Below are 17,844 nucleotides of genomic sequence, written 5' to 3' on the forward strand. Positions count from 1 at the left end.
AATGACACAACGCTTTCGCGAGCAAGCCCGCTCCCACACTGACCGCGTCGACCATGGATCATCGCCCACAAAAAACCCGCCTCGCGGCGGGTTCTTCGTTTGTGCAGCTTAACGCCCGGTCTTAGTTGACCTTGGCGTTCAACTCACCTTTCAGGTAACGCTGATACATGCCTTCCAGGGAGATCGCCTTGATCTTCGAAGCGTTGCCGGCAGTGCCGAAGGCTTCGTAGCGAGCGATGCACACGTCGCGCATGGCGGTGACGGTGGCGCCGAAGAATTTACGTGGGTCGAACTCGCTCGGGTTGGTGGCCATCAGGCGACGCATGGCGCCAGTGGATGCCAGGCGCAGGTCGGTGTCGATGTTGACCTTGCGCACGCCGTGCTTGATGCCTTCGACGATTTCTTCAACCGGTACGCCGTAGGTTTCCTTGATGTCGCCGCCGTACTGGTTGATGATCGCCAGCCACTCTTGCGGAACCGAAGACGAACCGTGCATCACCAGGTGAGTGTTCGGAATGCGCTTGTGGATTTCCTTGATGCGGTCGATCGCCAGCACGTCGCCGGTAGGCGGCTTGGTGAACTTGTAAGCGCCGTGGCTGGTGCCGATGGCAATGGCCAAGGCATCAACCTGAGTGCGTTTTACGAAGTCAGCGGCTTCTTCCGGGTCGGTCAGCATCTGGCTGTGATCCAGAACGCCTTCGGCGCCGATGCCGTCTTCTTCACCGGCCATGCCGGTTTCCAGCGAACCCAGGCAGCCCAGTTCGCCTTCTACCGAAACACCGCAGGCGTGGGCCATGGCCACGGTCTGCTGGGTGACGCGCACGTTGTAGTCGTAGTCGGTCGGGGTCTTGCCGTCTTCGCCCAGGGAACCGTCCATCATCACCGAGCTGAAGCCCAGCTGGATGGAGCGCTGGCAGACGTCAGGGCTGGTGCCGTGGTCCTGGTGCATGCACACCGGGATGTGCGGGAATTCTTCGATTGCCGCCAGGATCAGGTGACGCAGGAACGGTGCACCGGCGTATTTGCGAGCACCGGCCGAAGCCTGGACGATCACCGGGGAGTCAGTCTTGTCAGCGGCTTCCATGATGGCGCGCATCTGCTCAAGGTTGTTGACGTTGAAGGCTGGAACGCCGTAGCCGAACTCGGCTGCGTGGTCCAGCATCTGGCGCATACTGATAAGTGCCATTGTGTGTGTCTCTCCCGGTTGAGGGTCGTTAATCGTGCCAGCCTGCCGTAGCGGCGGCGGCTATTCAAGTTATTGCAGATCGGGGGTTGAGCCCGGGCTGCGAATTCGGGTGATGCCAAAATCTCAAGAACTGCATAGAACCCTTGTGGGAGCGGGCTTGCTCGCGAATGCGGCTCAACATTCAACATCTATGCAAGCTGATCCACCGCTTTCGCGAGCAAGCCCGCTCCCACATTTGGATCTCTGTACGTCAAATCAATCGTGTTAATCAGCCTTACAGCCACGGCCGATCAAATCATTGGTGGCGACCCAGTAAACCAGGCCTTCCTCACCTTTTATGTGAAACGCCAGCATGTCATTGCTGTACAGCGAGCCCGATGCACCCGGTTCCTGCTTCAAGCGGTAGACCTGATCGGCACCGCCAAGGCGCACATCGACTTCGTTGCGGCTGTCGTCGGTGTAGCGCCACAGCACTTTGGCCTGGCTGTCGCAGGTCCAGGTGGTCCAGTTATCCACAGGCGCGGACGACTGGAACGGGTTCAACTGATCCATCTGAGCACAACCGGCCAACAGCGCCAGCGCCGTAACGGCGATAAAACCTTTCATCCGTGTCCCTCGACTGGCGGCGCACGCTGCCAGCCCTGAGTAATGAGTCAGACCCGTCAAGGGCAGCCATGTTCCTTGGCGGGCGTCCGGGTCTCGTATTTGTCCAGGCCTTCGGGCCCGGAACGCTTGTTGAGCACCGGGTTGGTTTCGGCCTGCCAGTCAGCCTGGTAGCAGCCCTTGTCCAACTCGGACGGCGCCGGTTCCGCAGTGGCCTTCGGGTTACTCCCGCACGCCACCAGCGAACCTGCGACGATCAACAGCGCTAACGTCTTGACCATGTCAACACTCCCTTGCCTGGTCAAACGGGCGACCCTCAGGCCTTGGCCCGGCTTTCCAGGACTTCAACGGCTGGCAGCACCTTGCCTTCGACGAACTCGAGGAACGCGCCACCACCGGTAGAAATGTAGGAGATCTGCTCGGCCACGCCATATTTGTCGATGGCTGCCAGGGTGTCGCCACCGCCGGCAATGGAGAACGCCGCGCTGTCTGCGATGGCCTGGGCCAGCACTTTGGTGCCATTGCCGAACTGGTCGAACTCGAACACGCCGACCGGACCATTCCACAGGATGGTCTTTGACGATTTCAGCAGTTCGGCGAAGTTCGCGGCGGTCTGCGGGCCGATGTCCAGGATCATGTCGTCGGCAGCGACGTCAGCGATCAGCTTGACGGTTGCAGCGGCGCTTTCAGCGAATTCCTTGGCAACCACCACGTCCACTGGCAGCGGCACGCTGACTTTGGCGGCGATGGCGCGAGCAGTGTCGAGCAGGTCCGGCTCGTACAGCGACTTGCCGACCGGGTGACCGGCAGCGGCCAGGAAGGTGTTGGCAATGCCGCCGCCGACGATCAACTGATCGCAGATCTGGCTCAGGCTGTTCAGTACGTCGAGCTTGGTCGACACCTTGGAACCGGCGACGATGGCCGCCATCGGCTGGGCCGGGGCGCCCAGGGCCTTGCCCAGTGCGTCCAGTTCAGCGGCCAGCAGCGGGCCGGCAGCGGCGACTTTGGCGAACTTGGCCACGCCGTGGGTCGAACCCTCGGCACGGTGAGCGGTGCCGAAGGCGTCCATAACGAACACGTCGCACAGGGCGGCATATTGCTGGGCCAGTTCGTCGGCGTTCTTTTTCTCGCCTTTGTTGAAGCGCACGTTTTCGAACAGCACGATGTCGCCGGCCTTGACGTCAACACCGCCCAGGTAATCGGCCACCAGCGGCACTTCACGGCCCAGGGCACGGCTCAGGTAGTCGGCAACCGGCTTGAGGCTGTTCTCGGCCGAGAACTCGCCTTCGGTCGGACGGCCAAGGTGCGAGCAGACCATCACGGCCGCGCCTTTTTCCAGGGCCAGCTTGATGGTCGGCAGCGAGGCCAGGATACGCGCATCGCTGGTGACAACACCGTCCTTGACTGGGACGTTGAGGTCTTCGCGGATCAATACGCGCTTACCTTGCAGATCGAGGTCGGACATCTTCAACACGGTCATGGGTCGCACTTCCTACGGTTTTTTTGAAGTTGCTGTTTGCAGATAGTGTTCTGCAACGTCCAGCATTCGGTTGGCAAAACCCCATTCGTTGTCGAACCAGGCCAGGATGTTCACCAGCCGTGGGCCGGAAACGCGGGTCTGACTGGCATCGACGATCGCCGAATGTGGGTCATGGTTGAAATCACAGCTTGCGTGGGGTAACTCGGTGTAAGCCAGCAGGCCTTTGAGCGGGCCGCTGGTGGCGGCTTCGCGCAGGATCCGGTTGACCTCGGTGGCGTCGGTCGCGGTGGCAGTCTGCATCGTGATGTCGAGGCAGGACACGTTGACCGTCGGCACCCGCACGGCTTTGGCCTGAATTCGTCCGGCAAGTTCCGGCAACAGGCGTTCGATACCGCGCGCCAGACCGGTGGACACCGGAATCACCGACTGGAACGCCGAACGGGTGCGGCGCAGGTCTTCGTGGTGATAGGCATCGATGACCGGCTGATCGTTCATCGCCGAGTGAATGGTGGTGATCGACACGTAATCCAGGCCAATGGCCTGATTCAGCAGGCGCAACAGCGGCACGCCACAGTTGGTGGTGCAGGACGCGTTGGACACGAGCAGTTCATCGCCGGTCAGGCAATCCTGGTTCACGCCGTAGACGATGGTCGCGTCGACATCCGTCTCGCTGGCCATCGGCTGGGAAAACAGCACACGCGGGGCGCCGGCGTCGAGGAAACGCTGGCCGTCCTCGCGAGTGTGGTAAGCGCCGGAGCACTCCAGCACCAGATCAATGCCCAAAGATGCCCAATCGATGCCTTCGGGGGTGGCACTGCGCAGGACCTTCACGCAGTCGCCATTAATATGCAGACAATCGCCGTCGACTTTCACTTCGCCGGGGAACCGGCCATGGGTGGAGTCGAAGCGTGTCAGGTATTCGATGCTGGCCATGTCCGCCAGATCGTTGATCGCGACAATCTCGAACCCAGCCGTCGAGCCTCGCTCGAACAACGCACGCAAGACGCAACGACCAATCCGGCCGTAGCCGTTGAGTGCAACTTTGTAGGGACGCGGTTGAGGCATGGGGTTCTCGATTACCGTGGTGAATCCGTTAGTGCAGCGTTGAATGTTCCATTGTCATCGCGAGCAAGCTCGCTCCCACAGGGTATACACCGTCCATGTGGGAGCGAGCTTGCTCGCGATAGCGTCAGTTCAGACAACCCGATTTCCGGATTTAGTCTTCCAGCAGCTCTTCAGCCTGACCCAGGATGTTTTCCAGGGTGAAGCCGAACTCTTCGAACAGGGCCGACGCAGGCGCCGACTCGCCGTAGGTGGTCATGCCGATCACACGGCCTTCCAGGCCCACGTACTTGTACCAGTAGTCCGCGTGAGCGGCCTCGATGGCGATACGTGCGCTGACCTGCAACGGCAGGACCGATTGCTTGTAGCCGGCGTCCTGGGCATCGAACACGCTGGTGCACGGCATGGAAACCACGCGAACCTTACGGCCCTGCTCGGTCAGTTTGTCGAAGGCCTGAACAGCCAGGCCGACTTCCGAACCGGTAGCGATCAGGATCAGCTCAGGCTCGCCCGCGCAGTCCTTCAACACGTAACCGCCACGCGCGATCTCTTCGATCTGAATCGCATTGCGGGTTTGGTGCTGCAGGTTCTGACGCGAGAAGATCAGGGCCGAAGGGCCGTCCTTGCGCTCCAGCGCATACTTCCAGCACACCGCCGATTCAACGGCGTCGGCTGGACGCCAGGTGTCGAGGTTCGGGGTGCAGCGCAGGCTGGCCAGTTGCTCGATTGGCTGGTGAGTCGGGCCGTCTTCGCCCAGACCGATGGAGTCGTGGGTGTAGACGTGGATCACGCGCTGCTTCATCAGGGCCGACATGCGCACTGCGTTGCGGGCGTACTCCATGAACATCAGGAAGGTCGCGCCGTAAGGCACCAGGCCGCCGTGCAGGGCAACGCCGTTCATGATCGCGGTCATGCCGAACTCGCGCACGCCGTAGTACATGTAGTTGCCGCTGGCGTCTTCGGCGGTAACGCCTTTGCAACCTTTCCACAGGGTCAGGTTGGAACCGGCCAGGTCAGCCGAACCGCCGAGGAACTCGGGCAGCAGCGGGCCAAATGCGTTCAGTGCATTCTGGCTGGCTTTACGGCTGGCGATGGTTTCGCCCTTGGCAGCCACTTCGGCGATGTAGGCCGCGGCTTTTTCGCTGAAGTCAGCTGGCAGTTCACCGCTCAGGCGACGAATCAGTTCGTTGGCTTCAGTCGGGAAGGCAGCGGAGTAAGCAGCGAAACGCTGGTCCCACTCGGCTTCGACAGCCTTACCTGCTTCCTTGGCGTCCCACTCGGCGTAGATGTCGGCCGGGATTTCGAACGGGCCGTGGTTCCACTTCAGCGCCGCACGGGTCAGGGCGATTTCCGCGTCACCCAGCGGGGCGCCGTGGCAGTCTTCCTTGCCTTGCTTGTTCGGCGAACCGAAGCCGATGGTGGTCTTGCAGCAGATCAGGGTTGGCTGCGTGCTTTTGCGCGCAGTGTCGATCGCGGTCTTGATCTCTTCCGGATCGTGACCGTCAACGTTGCGGATCACTTGCCAGTTGTAGGATTCGAAACGCTTCGGCGTGTCATCGGTGAACCAGCCTTCGACTTCGCCGTCGATGGAGATACCGTTGTCGTCGTAGAAGGCGATCAGCTTGCCCAGGCCCAGGGTACCGGCCAGGGAAGCGACTTCGTGGGAAATGCCTTCCATCATGCAGCCATCACCCAGGAACACATAGGTGTGGTGGTCGATGATGTTGTGGCCAGGACGGTTGAACTGCGCCGCCATGACTTTTTCAGCCAGGGCAAAACCCACGGCGTTGGCCAGGCCCTGGCCCAGTGGACCGGTGGTGGTTTCAACGCCCGGGGTGTAGCCAAGTTCCGGGTGGCCCGGGGTGCGGCTGTGCAGTTGACGGAACTGCTTGAGGTCATCGATCGACAGGTCGTAGCCGGTCAGGTGCAGCAGCGAGTAGATCAGCATCGAGCCGTGGCCGTTGGACAGCACGAAGCGGTCACGGTCGGCGAACGATGGATTGCTCGGGTTGTGCTTGAGGTAGTCGCGCCAAAGTACCTCGGCGATATCCGCCATACCCATTGGGGCACCGGGATGGCCGCTGTTGGCTTTTTGCACGGCATCCATGCTGAGGGCACGAATGGCGTTGGCACGCTCACGACGGCTAGGCATCGCTGTTCTCCTGGGGGACTTGAATAAAACGAAACGGAAAAAAGGCGAGCATTTTCCCTCACCCGGACGCCTCGGGGCAATGACAGATAGTCATCTGAAGGCGTTTTTCCAATGGATAACGACGTATTCGCCTGATGAAACCTTTCCGCCATCGGTTTGTTGACTGAAGCTAACGTCAAGAAGTGCCATCTATCGAGCAATATCAAAACTTTTTGATATTGCTCTTGCGATGCCTTCGACCCGTGACTAGACTGCCGGCCTTATGAATTTACGCGTGCCCTCCATTCAACATGACGATTGCGATGAGCTGGCGGCCTTGTGCAAGGCTGGCGGCGATCCCCTGCGGTTGAATGTTTTGCGCGCACTGGCCAACGATTCGTTTGGCGTGCTGGAACTGGCGCAGATCTTCGGCATCGGCCAGTCAGGCATGAGCCACCACCTCAAGGTCCTGGCCCAGGCCGGCCTGGTGGCAACGCGCCGCGAAGGCAATGCGATTTTTTACCGTCGCGCCCTGCCCCATACCGAACTGCTGGGCGGCAAATTGCACGCTGCCCTGCTCGAAGAAGTGGACAACCTGACGCTGCCAGCCGATGTGCAGGCGCGCATCGCCCAGGTCCACGGGCAACGGGCAGCCGCCAGCCAGGACTTTTTCTCACGGGTAGCGGAGAAGTTTCGCGCCCAGCAAGACTTGATCGCCGGCCTGCCGCAGTACCGCGAAAGCGTGGTGGCCCTGCTCGACAAGTTGAGCCTGGACAAAGACGCCACGGCCATTGAAGTCGGCCCCGGCGATGGCGCATTCCTGCCGGAACTGGCGCGCCGCTTCTCGCAGGTCACGGCGCTGGACAACAGCACCGCGATGCTCGAACTGGCACGCCAGGTCTGCGAACGCGACAAGCTGACTAACGTTAGCCTGCAACTGGCCGATGCATTGAACGGCGTCAGCCTCAAGGCCGATTGCGTGGTACTGAACATGGTGCTGCACCATTTTGCCGCGCCGGCCGATGCGCTCAGGCACATGGCCAATTTGCTGCAACCAGGCGGTAGCCTGTTAGTGACAGAGTTATGCAGCCACAACCAGAGTTGGGCCAAGGAGGCCTGCGGTGATCTCTGGCTGGGGTTTGAACAGGACGATCTGGCCCGTTGGGCCACCGCTGCGGGACTCGTTCCCGGGGAAAGCCTCTATGTAGGCTTACGTAATGGTTTCCAGATCCAGGTCCGCCACTTTCAGCGACCGGCTGGCGACACTCACCATCGGTAATTTCAGGAAAACATCGAGATGAGCGAATACTCCCTTTTCACCTCCGAGTCCGTGTCTGAAGGGCATCCGGACAAAATCGCCGACCAGATTTCTGATGCGGTGCTGGACGCCATCATTGCTGAAGACAAGTTCGCCCGTGTGGCGTGCGAGACTCTGGTGAAAACGGGCGTGGCCATCATCGCCGGCGAAGTCACCACTTCGGCCTGGGTTGACCTGGAGCAGATCGTTCGTGACGTGATCACCAACATCGGCTACACCAGCTCCGACGTCGGCTTCGACGGCGCCACCTGTGGCGTGATGAACATCATCGGCAAGCAGTCCCCTGACATCAACCAGGGTGTCGACCGTGCCAAGCCTGAAGATCAGGGTGCCGGCGACCAGGGCCTGATGTTCGGCTACGCCAGCAACGAAACCGACGTGCTGATGCCTGCGCCTATCACCTTCTCGCACCAGCTGGTGCAGCGCCAGGCCGAAGCCCGCAAATCCGGCCTGCTGCCTTGGCTGCGTCCGGATGCCAAGTCGCAAGTGACCTGCCGCTACGAAAACGGCAAGGTTGTCGGTATCGACGCGGTCGTCCTGTCGACCCAGCACAACCCGGAAGTGTCGTACAACGACCTGCGCGAAGGCGTGATGGAGTTGATCGTCAAGCACGTGCTGCCTGCCGAACTGCTGAGCAAGGACACCCAGTTCCACATCAACCCGACCGGCCAGTTCATCATTGGTGGCCCGGTGGGTGACTGCGGCCTGACCGGACGCAAGATCATCGTCGACAGCTACGGCGGCATGGCCCGTCACGGCGGTGGCGCGTTCTCCGGTAAAGATCCATCGAAGGTTGACCGTTCGGCGGCCTACGCCGGTCGTTACGTGGCCAAGAACATCGTTGCCGCCGGCCTGGCCGAGCGTTGCGAGATCCAGGTTTCCTACGCGATCGGTGTTGCCCAACCGACTTCGATCTCGTTGAACACCTTCGGCACCGGCAAGATCAGCGACGACAAGATCGTCAAACTGGTTCGCGAAGTGTTCGACCTGCGTCCATACGCGATCACCACCATGCTCGACCTGCTGCACCCGATGTACCAGGAAACCGCTGCGTACGGCCACTTCGGTCGCACCCCGGCAACCAAGACCGTTGGTGACGACACCTTCACCACGTTCACTTGGGAAAAAACCGACCGCGCCGACGCCCTGCGTTCTGCTGCCGGCCTGTAAGACTTCCCCGCAACACCCCAAGCCCCGCACGGTTCACGCCTTGCGGGGCTTTTTATTGGCTTGCGCTTGAGACCGCGTGACCGCCTTCGCGAGCAGGCTCGCTCCCACAGGGTTATGAGTTAGTCAGAACACCACCGTCCACAGTGGGAGCGAGCCTGCTCGCGAAGAGGCCAACACAGACACCGGAAATACCCGGCAAAACACCCCCTCGCCGCACCAACAGATACTGACCTAGCCTTCACGCACCTCACCGAGCAAGGACGCTCAAGATGCTTCCCGACCCGCGCCTGTTTTTCGCCGCCCTGCTGACCCTTGCCTGCCTGAATGCCAGCGCCACCGAGTGCCCGGACTGGCCATCCGAACGCGCTCTGAAGGAAGTCGGCACACTGCAACAGCAGATCGACTCATGGGACGACAGCTATCACCGCCAGGGACATTCACTGGTCGCCGATGAACTCTACGACCAGTCCCGCGCGCGACTCACCCAATGGCGCCACTGCTTCAACCTGAACCCGCCCGCAGACCCCTTGCGCACTGCGCGCGGCGCGCTGCCCCACCCCATCGCCCACACAGGCCTGGGCAAACTGCATGATCGGCCCGCCGTCGAAAAATGGCTGCGTGACCGGGTGGACGTCTGGGCCCAGCCTAAAATCGACGGGGTGGCGGTGACCCTGGTTTACCGTAATGGTCAGTTGACCCAGGCCATCAGCCGCGGCGACGGCGAGAGCGGTCAGGACTGGACGGCTCCGGCACTACAGATTCCGGCCATCCCGCAGCAGCTATCCCGGCCTCGGGATTTACTCGTGCAAGGCGAACTGTATTGGCGCCTGACCGATCATGTGCAGGCCCGCGCCGGCAGCCTCAACGCCCGCGCCACGGTGGCGGGACTGATGGCGCGCAAGGTCTTGAGCACTGAACAGGCCGCCGGCATCGACCTGTTTGTCTGGGACTGGCCCCAAGGGCCGACAAGCACTCCCGCCCGGGCAGAAGCACTGACGGAGCTGGGCTTCCCGGATACCACAGCCTACAGCCAGCCAATCGCCTCCGTCAGCGATGCCGAACGCTGGCGCGAACACTGGTATCGCACCTCCCTGCCCTTTGCCAGCGACGGCATCGTCCTGCGCCAGAACCAGCGCCCGGCCGCCGAACGCTGGCAAGCCCGGCCACCCTACTGGGCCATCGCCTGGAAATATCCCTTCGCCCAGGCACTGGCCGAAGTCCGCCAGGTTCATTTCAAAATCGGCCGGACCGGGCGGATCACTCCGGTACTTGAACTGACCCCGGTGATGCTCGATGACCGGCAGATCAACCGCGTCAGCGTCGGCTCGTTGCAACGCTGGCGGGCGCTGGACATACGTCCGGGTGATCAGGTCGCCATCAGCCTGGCCGGGCTGACCATTCCCAGGCTCGATAGCGTCGTGTTGCGCAGCAGCGAGCGCGCCGAATTGAATGTGCCGAAGGCAGCGGACTTTCATTCATTGAGTTGCTGGCAGCCAACTCCGGGTTGTGAGGGCCAGTTTCTCGCACGCCTGACCTGGCTCAGCGGCAAACAGGGTCTGGCGCTGCCCTATGTCGGTCCGGGCACTTGGGAAAAACTTCTTGCAACAGGTCGCCTGAACGGTCTGCTGGATTGGTTGACCCTTGATGCCCAAGAGCTTGCTACCATTGACGGTTTCGGCGAACGCGGTGCGACTCGCCTTGCAGACAGCTTCAACCGGGCCCGGCAACGCCCGTTCGCGCACTGGCTGAAAGCCCTGGGATTGCCGCCGACAGGTCCGGTGCCTCTCGGCGATTCATGGCAGACGCTGGCGCAGCGAGACATCGAGCAATGGCAGGCCGAGGCCGGTATCGGGCCGGGACGCGCGGCGCAACTAAACGCTTTTTTCCGCAATCCGCAGGTCCTGGCCTTGAGTGAAACGTTACGTGAAACGGGGATTGACGGCTTTTAGCTGCCGGCCCTGTGCCCACCGGGAACCCCTGGGGACCGCTGGGCTCCAACAAGCCATTGCCACACCGGCCCGCTGGCCTTCTTACATGGAGCTTTTATGAAATTTCTTTCACCGCTCGCCCTCCTGGCCCTGTGCGGCATGCTGGCAACCCCGTTGATGGCGGACGAGGAAGCCCCGGGGCTGTCCGGTTGCGCCGCCAAGAAGCAAGGTATCGTCAACCAGATCGAATTGGCCAAGGTCCACGGCAACGCCGACCAGCAGGCCGGCCTGGAAAAGGCCCTGAGCGAAGTCGAAGCCAACTGCACCGACGCCTCGCTGAAGAAGGAGCGGGAAAACAAGGTGCTCGACGCCAGGCACGAAGTCAGCAAGCGTCAGGCAGACCTCGACAAGGCCATGAGCAAAGGCGACCCCGACAAGATCAACACGCGCAAAGACAAACTCGCCGATGCCCGCAAGGAATTGCAGGACGCTTTGGATGAGCTGGATAAGTAAGTACAGATAAGGAACAAAGATTTCGGTGTTGCCAAAGCAGTCTTCGCGAGCAGGCTCGCTCCCACAGGGTTATGAGACCACCTGTGGGAGCGAGCCTGCTCGCGAAGACGTCAGACCGAACAACGCCACTCAATGATCCCGAAACGCCTTATGACACGCACTGCAAGCATCTTCGACTTTCTGCACCGCCGGCCCCAGGTTGCTGGCCTTGTAGGGTTGAATCTGACTGGCGATCACCAATTCACCGGTGGCGGATTCAAGATCGCGGGCCATGCCCTGAAAGCGTGCCTGCTGCTCCCAGACATCGCTCTTGGCGCTGGTGTGATCCTCCTCGCGCGCCTGCGGAAAATGCTGCCACGGCTCACGGGACAACCCATCGAGCTTCACCGCGCCCTCGGCGAATTTCGGGCCATCGAACGGGATACGCCCGCGCAACATGCCGCCCAGGTCTTCGCCGGTCTTGAGCATCTGCTTGAAAATGGCCTTGCGCTGACCGAGCGGCGAGTTGGGATCAACACCGCCACAAGCGGACAATGTCAGGCAGGCCAGCAATACAACAGAAAGTCTTTTAAGAGTCATGGTGGCTTCAGGTCACGGGAAACGGCGGCCAGTATCCTCGCGTCATCGGCAAAGACCAATAGCCCTATTATCAATAAGGGTTGCTTGAGCGCATGGAGCGATCAGGCAACCGGCAAAGGAATCACTCCATGAACAGCCGTTACAAGGCATGGCGTCACAGCCTGGCCTGGACCCTGCCAATGATGGCCCTGCTCGCAGGCTGCACCGGTGGCGACAAGCAACAACCGAAAACCCATGCCCTGGCCACTTACTCCAGCGCTACATGGGAAGCGCTGCCGGCGGTGTCCGACACCGACCTGGTCGCCGGTTTCGGCTCCTGGCGCAGCGCCTGCACCCGACTCAAGGCCGACCCGGTCTGGGGTGGCACCTGCGCGGCGGCGGCCAACGTGCCGCAAACCGCCAGCGACATTCGCGGCTTTCTCAAACAGAATCTCGATGTGTATGGCCTGCGCGCCGCCAATGACAACCCCAACGGCTTGATCACCGGCTACTACGAGCCGGTCTATCCGGGCAGCCTGACCCAGACCGGCACGGCCAATGTCCCGGTCTATGGCGTCCCAGAAGACATGATCATTGTCGCCCTCGACAGTATTTACCCGGAACTCAAGGGCAAACGCCTGCGCGGTCGACTTGAAGGTCGCGTGCTCAAGCCGTACGACGATGCGGCCACCATCGAGAGCAAAGGAGTCAAGGCACCGGTCGTGGCCTGGCTGACCGATCCGATGAACCTGCAGTTCCTGCAAATCCAGGGTTCGGGTCGCATCCAGCTCGATAACGGCCGCCAGTTGCGCATCGCCTATGCCGACCAGAACGGCCATCCGTATCGACCGATCGGCCGCTGGCTGGTGGAACAGGGCGAGTTGAAAAAAGAAGACGTGACCATGGGCGCCATCAGCACCTGGGCCAAGGCCAATCCGTCGCGGATTCCCGAATTGCTCGGCAGCAACCCCAGCTATGTGTTCTTCACCCGTAACCCGGACAGTAACGAAGGGCCGCGCGGCTCGTTGAACGTACCCTTGACCGCCGGCTACAGCGCAGCCGTGGATCGCAAGGTGATTCCACTGGGCAGCCTGCTGTGGCTGTCCACCACCAGGCCGGACGGCACAGCCCTGGTTCGCCCCGTAGCAGCGCAGGACACAGGCGGCGCGATTGCCGGTGAAGTCCGGGCGGATCTGTTCTGGGGCACCGGCGATGCAGCCGGGCAACTGGCCGGGGACATGAAGCAGCAGGGGCAGATCTGGATGCTCTGGCCCAAAGGTGCGGCGTTGCCGCAAGTGCCGCAGGTGGCCGATGCGGTTAAAACCAATCCTTGAGTCTCGCATCGCCTGACAGATAGCTTTCGCGAGCAAGCCCGCTCCCACACCGGATCACTGTCGTACACAGAATCTGTGTCTACTGAGGATCAAATGTGGGAGCGGGCTTGCTCGCGAAGAGGCCTTGATTAGCGCCCGAAACTTAGACCGACACCACAAAGAAACTCACGATCAGCCCCATCCCCACGAACCACATCAACGACCGCAGCATCGCCAGGTCCGCCAGATAGAAAATGATGAAAAGCAGACGGCTGGTGATGAACAACACCGACAACACATTGATGGTCACCAATTCGGCGTTGCCCGCCAGGTGCGCCACGATCACCGCGGCTGCAAACGCCGGCGTCACCTCAAAACTGTTCAGCTGCGCCGCATTTGCCCGCTTGCCCAAACCCTCCAGGGAATCGAGAAACCCTCGTGGATCATGATTGTCTTTGAGTCGGAACCCGCCACTGACCTTCGCGACACCCGTGCACAGATACGGCAGGAAGATCGCAATCAAAATGCACCACAGAGCAACCGTCATTACGCAGTCCCTTCTTCAAGTTGTAGAAAATCGAATCCATCAACGGCGATCAAAACTTCATCACCAGTATGCCGATCAGCACCAGCCCACAGGCTAAGAGGCGTGGCCCGCCAAAAGGTTCTTTGAGGTAACGCATGCCAAACAGCACCACCAGAATGACGCTGATCTCGCGCAGCGCCGCCGCCTCTGCAATCGAGCCCAATTGCATCGCCCACAGCACCAGAGCGTAGCTGAACAACACGCAAAACCCGACCGCCAGGCCCAGGCGCCACTGTTCGCGCCAGAACAGCATGAACGCGGGGCGCTTGCGCACCAATGCCAACAATGGAAACGGCCAGGCACTGAGCAAGGTGACCCAGACCAGGTAATCCAGTGGATGGGACCAGCGCCGCAAGGCCTGACCATCGATGTAGGTGTAGCAACCGATGCACAGGCCGATCAACGCCACCACCGGCAGCATCGACCACGGCAAACGCGCACCGCCACCACCCTGCCAGAGCAGGCACAGCATGCCGACCGGGATCAGCAGGATTCCGAAAATCTGCTGATGGGTCAGCACCTCCCCGGCAAAAATCAGCGTCAGCGCCAGCACCACCAACGGTGACAGGCCGCGCATCAGCGGATAAACCAGCCCGAGGTCGCCGACCCGATAGGCCTGGATCAGCAAGTAGCGGTAGAGCAACTCGAACGCCGCTGATGCCAGGATCCATGGCCAGATCTCCAGCGGCGGCACGCTCAGGAACGGCACCATCAGCGCGACGAATAGCAACGCCACGCTGTCCATGCAGGCCACCACCAACAGCCGCTCCGCACTGAACTTGATCAGGGTATTCCACGCCGCGTGCAACAGCGCCGCCACCAACACCAACGCCGTCGCAAGCACGGCCCACTCCTTTTGTTGTCTACACGATCCCTGTAGGAGCGAGCTTGCTCGCGATGGACGTTAACGATAACGCGTGCTGTCTGGATAAACGCGTCGCCTTGACGTCCATCGCGAGCAAGCTCGCTCCTACAGAGAATCCGGGTAGAGAATTGATTCGCCATATGTCAGCAGCTGTTTATACTGCAAACGACCACGCCGCACTCAGTTGCGCATAGACCAATTCCAATAAAAATTCTGCCCCGCCCGCTCTCGTCGAGAACGGTCGTCGGCCTGCGTATGCCTGATCACAGCGTCAAGACTACCGACAGAGACCTTGCGCATGCCACTCGCTTTGCTTGCCCTCGCTGTTGCCGCCTTCGGCATCGGCACCACCGAATTTGTCATCATGGGCCTATTGCCCGACGTCGCCCGCGATCTCGGCGTCAGCATTCCCGATGCCGGATTGCTGATCACCGGTTACGCCCTGGGCGTGGTGTTCGGTGCACCGATCCTCGCCGTCGGCACCGCCAACATGCCGCGCAAAGCCACCCTGCTGGGCATGACGCTGATGTTCATCCTCGGCAATATGCTCTGCGCGCTGGCACCGAATTACGCCACGCTGATGGCCGCGCGGGTGATCACGGCACTCTGCCACGGCGCATTTTTCGGCATCGGTTCGGTGGTGGCTGCAGGACTGGTTGCCCCCAACAAACGGGCCCAGGCGATTGCCATGATGTTCACCGGCCTGACCCTGGCCAACGTGCTCGGCGTGCCATTGGGTACCGCGCTCGGGCAATACGCGGGTTGGCGCTCGACGTTCTGGGCGGTGTCGGTGATCGGTGTGCTGGCCGCGATTGCGCAATGGGTCTGGCTGCCGAAAAACATCGCGATGGATAAAGCCAACCTGGCCAGCGAGTTCAAGGTGCTGGGCAAGGCCAACGTGCTGCTGGCCCTGGGCATGAGCGTACTGGCCTCGACCAGCCTGTTCAGTGTGTTCACTTACATCGCGCCGATCCTGCAGGACATCACTGGCGTCAGCCCCCACGGCGTCACCATCATGTTGCTGCTGTTCGGCGTTGGCTTGACCGCCGGCAGCATGCTCGGCGGTCGTCTGGCGGACAGCCGCTTGCTGCCATCGCTGGTAGGCATGGCATTGGCGGTGCTGGTGGTGCTGGCGGCATTCACACAAACCAGCCAATCGGTGATCCCGGCGGCAATCACACTGGTGCTGTGGGGGACATTCGCCTTCGCGCTGTGCCCGATCCTGCAACTGCTGATCATCGATCAGGCCCATGAAGCACCGAACCTCGGCTCAACGCTGAACCAGAGTGCCTTCAACCTCGGCAACGCCGCCGGCGCATGGATTGGCGGCCTGGTAGTGGCCAGCGGCGCGGACCTGGCGGACTTGCCGTGGACCGGCGCACTGGTCAGTGGCTTGACCGTGCTGACCGCACTGTTCTTCATCTATCGCCAGCGTCGCGGTGCGGCTGCGCTGAATGTAGCGGGCTGAGCATCACCTTGATGGTTTTTTGATCTTCTGCGGATCAGCAGCTTCGCTCTGATCCGCTGATGCTTTCGGCGGCCCGCTTTCGCTGCGAATCTGCGCATGACTGATCAGCGCGAAAATAAAGCTGCCACCTATGATGTTCCCCACCAGCGTCGGCCCGGCGAACACCAGCCAGAAGTCCTTCCACGGCAACTCGCCGGCAAACACCAGATACGAAACCTCCAGCGAGCCGACGACGATGTGGGTGAAGTCTCCCAGCGCCATGAGGTAGGTGATGAGGATGATGATCCACATCTTGGCGCTCTCCATGGACGGAATCATCCAGACCATGGTCGCGATCATCCAGCCGGAAACGATGCCCTTGGCGAACATCTGGCTGGCGTGGTTTTCCATGACCTTGCGACCGATATCGAGGAAGGCGACGTCGGTCTTGCTGTCGAAAATCGGCAGCTCCAGCATCACGTACGCCACCAGCAAGGTGCCGCAGAGGTTACCGATCAGCACCACCGTCCACAGCCGCAACAGACGGCCGAAGTTGGCCAGGGTCGGCTTGGTCATCACCGGCAGCACGGCGGTCAGGGTGTTTTCGGTGAACAGTTGCTGACGAGCGAGGATCACCGCGAGAAAACCGGCGCAATAACCGAAACTGGCGATCACCTTGAATCCCTCGCCGTCCGGCAGGCGCGAATTGAGCAGGCCCATGCCCATCAGCGACAGGCCCATGGTCAACCCCGCCGCCAGCGCCGACCACCACAAAGCGGCAATGCTGCGCTCGAGCTCCTGATCGCCCTGGGTGCGGATGATCTCGTGCAACACTGCGGCGCGGGGCGGTTGGCTCTTTTCGACTTCGTGCTCTTCTTGCGCCGAAAGGTTCGGGGTCTTGCCGTCTTGTGCCGAGTTCATGATGTGCGCAACCAGTGGCGGGCTATTTAGCTACGACACGCGGGGTTCACGGCTGTTCAGTACTCAGACAAATCTTCGGTGCATGCAAGACCGCTTTCGCGAGCAGGCTCGCTCCCACAGGTAAAGCGCCGCCCATGTGGGAGCGAGCCTGCTCGCGATGGGGACACCACCGATCTCACTGACCGGCGTCATCGTCCTGGAACTGGTCTTTGACGTACTTGATCTCGGTTCGGCCGTGGGGCGCCGGCAAGCCGTCTTCACCGAGGTTGACGAAGACCATTTTCTCGACCGTGAGGATGCTCTTGCGGGTGATCTTGTTGCGCACTTCGCAGGTCAGGGTGATCGAGGTACGGCCGAACTCGGTGGCGGTGATGCCCAGCTCGATGATGTCGCCCTGGCGCGAGGCGCTGACGAAGTTGATTTCGGAAATGTACTTGGTCACTACACGCTGGTTGCCCAACTGGACGATGGCGTAGATCGCCGCCTCTTCGTCGATCCAGCGCAGCAGGCTGCCGCCGAACAAAGTGCCATTAGGATTGAGGTCTTCGGGTTTGACCCATTTGCGGGTGTGGAAATTCATGTTCACTCCTGAGCGCCTTGCCGAATGATGCTGACCATCATGGCAGAGCCCAACCCAGAGCTCTATTGAGCATCGACTATGGTCTCGATTACCGTTCGGACATTGACCGACAGAAACGCTTTGGAAGATCGGCATAGCCCGCTATAATCGCCACCGTTTCAAAACGGTCATCATCACTTGATA

The 17,844-nt window shown here is 61.1% G+C and carries 17 protein-coding genes; 6 read left to right on the plus strand and 11 right to left on the minus strand.

Features of this window, described 5'->3' with window-relative positions:
* Positions 1 to 121: 121 nt before the first annotated feature.
* The 6 genes from fba to tkt all read right to left on the minus strand — a co-directional run bounded on the left by fba (position 122) and on the right by tkt (position 6,483).
* On the minus strand, positions 122 to 1,186 hold the full coding sequence (gene fba / locus PPUTUW4_RS25700; RefSeq protein ID WP_007981624.1) for a class II fructose-bisphosphate aldolase: 1,065 nt from the start codon (positions 1,184 to 1,186) through the stop codon (positions 122 to 124).
* Between the two features lie 264 nt (positions 1,187 to 1,450).
* Positions 1,451 to 1,792: an MliC family protein gene (locus tag PPUTUW4_RS25705; protein ID WP_015097164.1), complete on the minus strand. Its 342-nt coding sequence runs from the start codon at positions 1,790 to 1,792 to the stop codon at positions 1,451 to 1,453.
* 56 nt (positions 1,793 to 1,848) lie between these two features.
* Positions 1,849 to 2,070: a hypothetical protein gene (locus tag PPUTUW4_RS25710; protein ID WP_015097165.1), complete on the minus strand. Its 222-nt coding sequence runs from the start codon at positions 2,068 to 2,070 to the stop codon at positions 1,849 to 1,851.
* A gap of 35 nt (positions 2,071 to 2,105) precedes the next feature.
* Positions 2,106 to 3,269, minus strand: coding sequence for a phosphoglycerate kinase (locus PPUTUW4_RS25715; RefSeq protein WP_007975464.1), 1,164 nt, complete (start codon positions 3,267 to 3,269; stop codon positions 2,106 to 2,108).
* A gap of 12 nt (positions 3,270 to 3,281) precedes the next feature.
* Positions 3,282 to 4,334, minus strand: coding sequence for an erythrose-4-phosphate dehydrogenase (gene epd, locus PPUTUW4_RS25720; RefSeq protein WP_015097166.1), 1,053 nt, complete (start codon positions 4,332 to 4,334; stop codon positions 3,282 to 3,284).
* Between the two features lie 151 nt (positions 4,335 to 4,485).
* Positions 4,486 to 6,483 carry a transketolase gene (tkt, locus tag PPUTUW4_RS25725; protein WP_015097167.1) on the minus strand — a complete coding sequence of 666 codons (1,998 nt, stop codon included), beginning with the start codon at positions 6,481 to 6,483 and terminating at the stop codon, positions 4,486 to 4,488.
* Between the two features lie 262 nt (positions 6,484 to 6,745).
* On the opposite strand from tkt, the gene PPUTUW4_RS25730 reads away from it, so the two are divergent.
* The 4 genes from PPUTUW4_RS25730 to PPUTUW4_RS25745 all read left to right on the plus strand — a co-directional run bounded on the left by PPUTUW4_RS25730 (position 6,746) and on the right by PPUTUW4_RS25745 (position 11,391).
* Positions 6,746 to 7,741: a metalloregulator ArsR/SmtB family transcription factor gene (locus PPUTUW4_RS25730; RefSeq protein WP_015097168.1), complete on the plus strand. Its 996-nt coding sequence runs from the start codon at positions 6,746 to 6,748 to the stop codon at positions 7,739 to 7,741.
* An 18-nt stretch (positions 7,742 to 7,759) separates the two neighbouring features.
* Positions 7,760 to 8,950, plus strand: coding sequence for a methionine adenosyltransferase (gene metK, locus PPUTUW4_RS25735; RefSeq protein ID WP_008050251.1), 1,191 nt, complete (start codon positions 7,760 to 7,762; stop codon positions 8,948 to 8,950).
* Between the two features lie 269 nt (positions 8,951 to 9,219).
* The gene (gene ligB / locus PPUTUW4_RS25740) at positions 9,220 to 10,899 is read left to right on the plus strand and encodes an NAD-dependent DNA ligase LigB (protein WP_015097169.1); all 1,680 of its coding nucleotides are present in this window, start codon (positions 9,220 to 9,222) and stop codon (positions 10,897 to 10,899) included.
* A gap of 96 nt (positions 10,900 to 10,995) precedes the next feature.
* On the plus strand, positions 10,996 to 11,391 hold the full coding sequence (locus PPUTUW4_RS25745) for a DUF1090 domain-containing protein (RefSeq protein ID WP_015097170.1): 396 nt from the start codon (positions 10,996 to 10,998) through the stop codon (positions 11,389 to 11,391).
* A 129-nt stretch (positions 11,392 to 11,520) separates the two neighbouring features.
* Here the strand turns inward: PPUTUW4_RS25745 and PPUTUW4_RS25750 are convergent, their stop codons facing one another.
* The gene (locus PPUTUW4_RS25750; protein ID WP_015097171.1) at positions 11,521 to 11,970 is read right to left on the minus strand and encodes a cytochrome c; all 450 of its coding nucleotides are present in this window, start codon (positions 11,968 to 11,970) and stop codon (positions 11,521 to 11,523) included.
* 128 nt (positions 11,971 to 12,098) lie between these two features.
* Between PPUTUW4_RS25750 and PPUTUW4_RS25755 the strand changes: the two genes are divergently transcribed.
* Entirely contained in the window at positions 12,099 to 13,283 is a 1,185-nt protein-coding gene (locus PPUTUW4_RS25755) for an MltA domain-containing protein (RefSeq protein WP_015097172.1), read from the plus strand.
* A 142-nt stretch (positions 13,284 to 13,425) separates the two neighbouring features.
* Here PPUTUW4_RS25755 and PPUTUW4_RS25760 read toward each other — a convergent pair whose 3' ends face one another.
* Both PPUTUW4_RS25760 and PPUTUW4_RS25765 read right to left on the minus strand, forming a co-directional pair.
* Positions 13,426 to 13,809: an MAPEG family protein gene (locus PPUTUW4_RS25760; protein WP_015097173.1), complete on the minus strand. Its 384-nt coding sequence runs from the start codon at positions 13,807 to 13,809 to the stop codon at positions 13,426 to 13,428.
* 49 nt (positions 13,810 to 13,858) lie between these two features.
* The gene (locus tag PPUTUW4_RS25765; RefSeq protein WP_015097174.1) at positions 13,859 to 14,692 is read right to left on the minus strand and encodes an EamA family transporter; all 834 of its coding nucleotides are present in this window, start codon (positions 14,690 to 14,692) and stop codon (positions 13,859 to 13,861) included.
* 319 nt (positions 14,693 to 15,011) lie between these two features.
* Between PPUTUW4_RS25765 and PPUTUW4_RS25770 the strand changes: the two genes are divergently transcribed.
* The gene (locus PPUTUW4_RS25770; protein ID WP_015097175.1) at positions 15,012 to 16,181 is read left to right on the plus strand and encodes an MFS transporter; all 1,170 of its coding nucleotides are present in this window, start codon (positions 15,012 to 15,014) and stop codon (positions 16,179 to 16,181) included.
* 3 nt (positions 16,182 to 16,184) lie between these two features.
* Here the strand turns inward: PPUTUW4_RS25770 and PPUTUW4_RS25775 are convergent, their stop codons facing one another.
* Together PPUTUW4_RS25775 and PPUTUW4_RS25780 are read right to left on the minus strand one after the other, a co-directional pair.
* On the minus strand, positions 16,185 to 17,081 hold the full coding sequence (locus PPUTUW4_RS25775; RefSeq protein ID WP_015097176.1) for a formate/nitrite transporter family protein: 897 nt from the start codon (positions 17,079 to 17,081) through the stop codon (positions 16,185 to 16,187).
* A 175-nt stretch (positions 17,082 to 17,256) separates the two neighbouring features.
* Entirely contained in the window at positions 17,257 to 17,661 is a 405-nt protein-coding gene (locus PPUTUW4_RS25780; protein WP_008050263.1) for a hotdog domain-containing protein, read from the minus strand.
* Positions 17,662 to 17,844 lie beyond the last annotated feature (183 nt).

The organism is Pseudomonas sp. UW4 (genome assembly GCF_000316175.1).
Lineage (GTDB): Bacteria > Pseudomonadota > Gammaproteobacteria > Pseudomonadales > Pseudomonadaceae > Aquipseudomonas > Aquipseudomonas laurylsulfatiphila.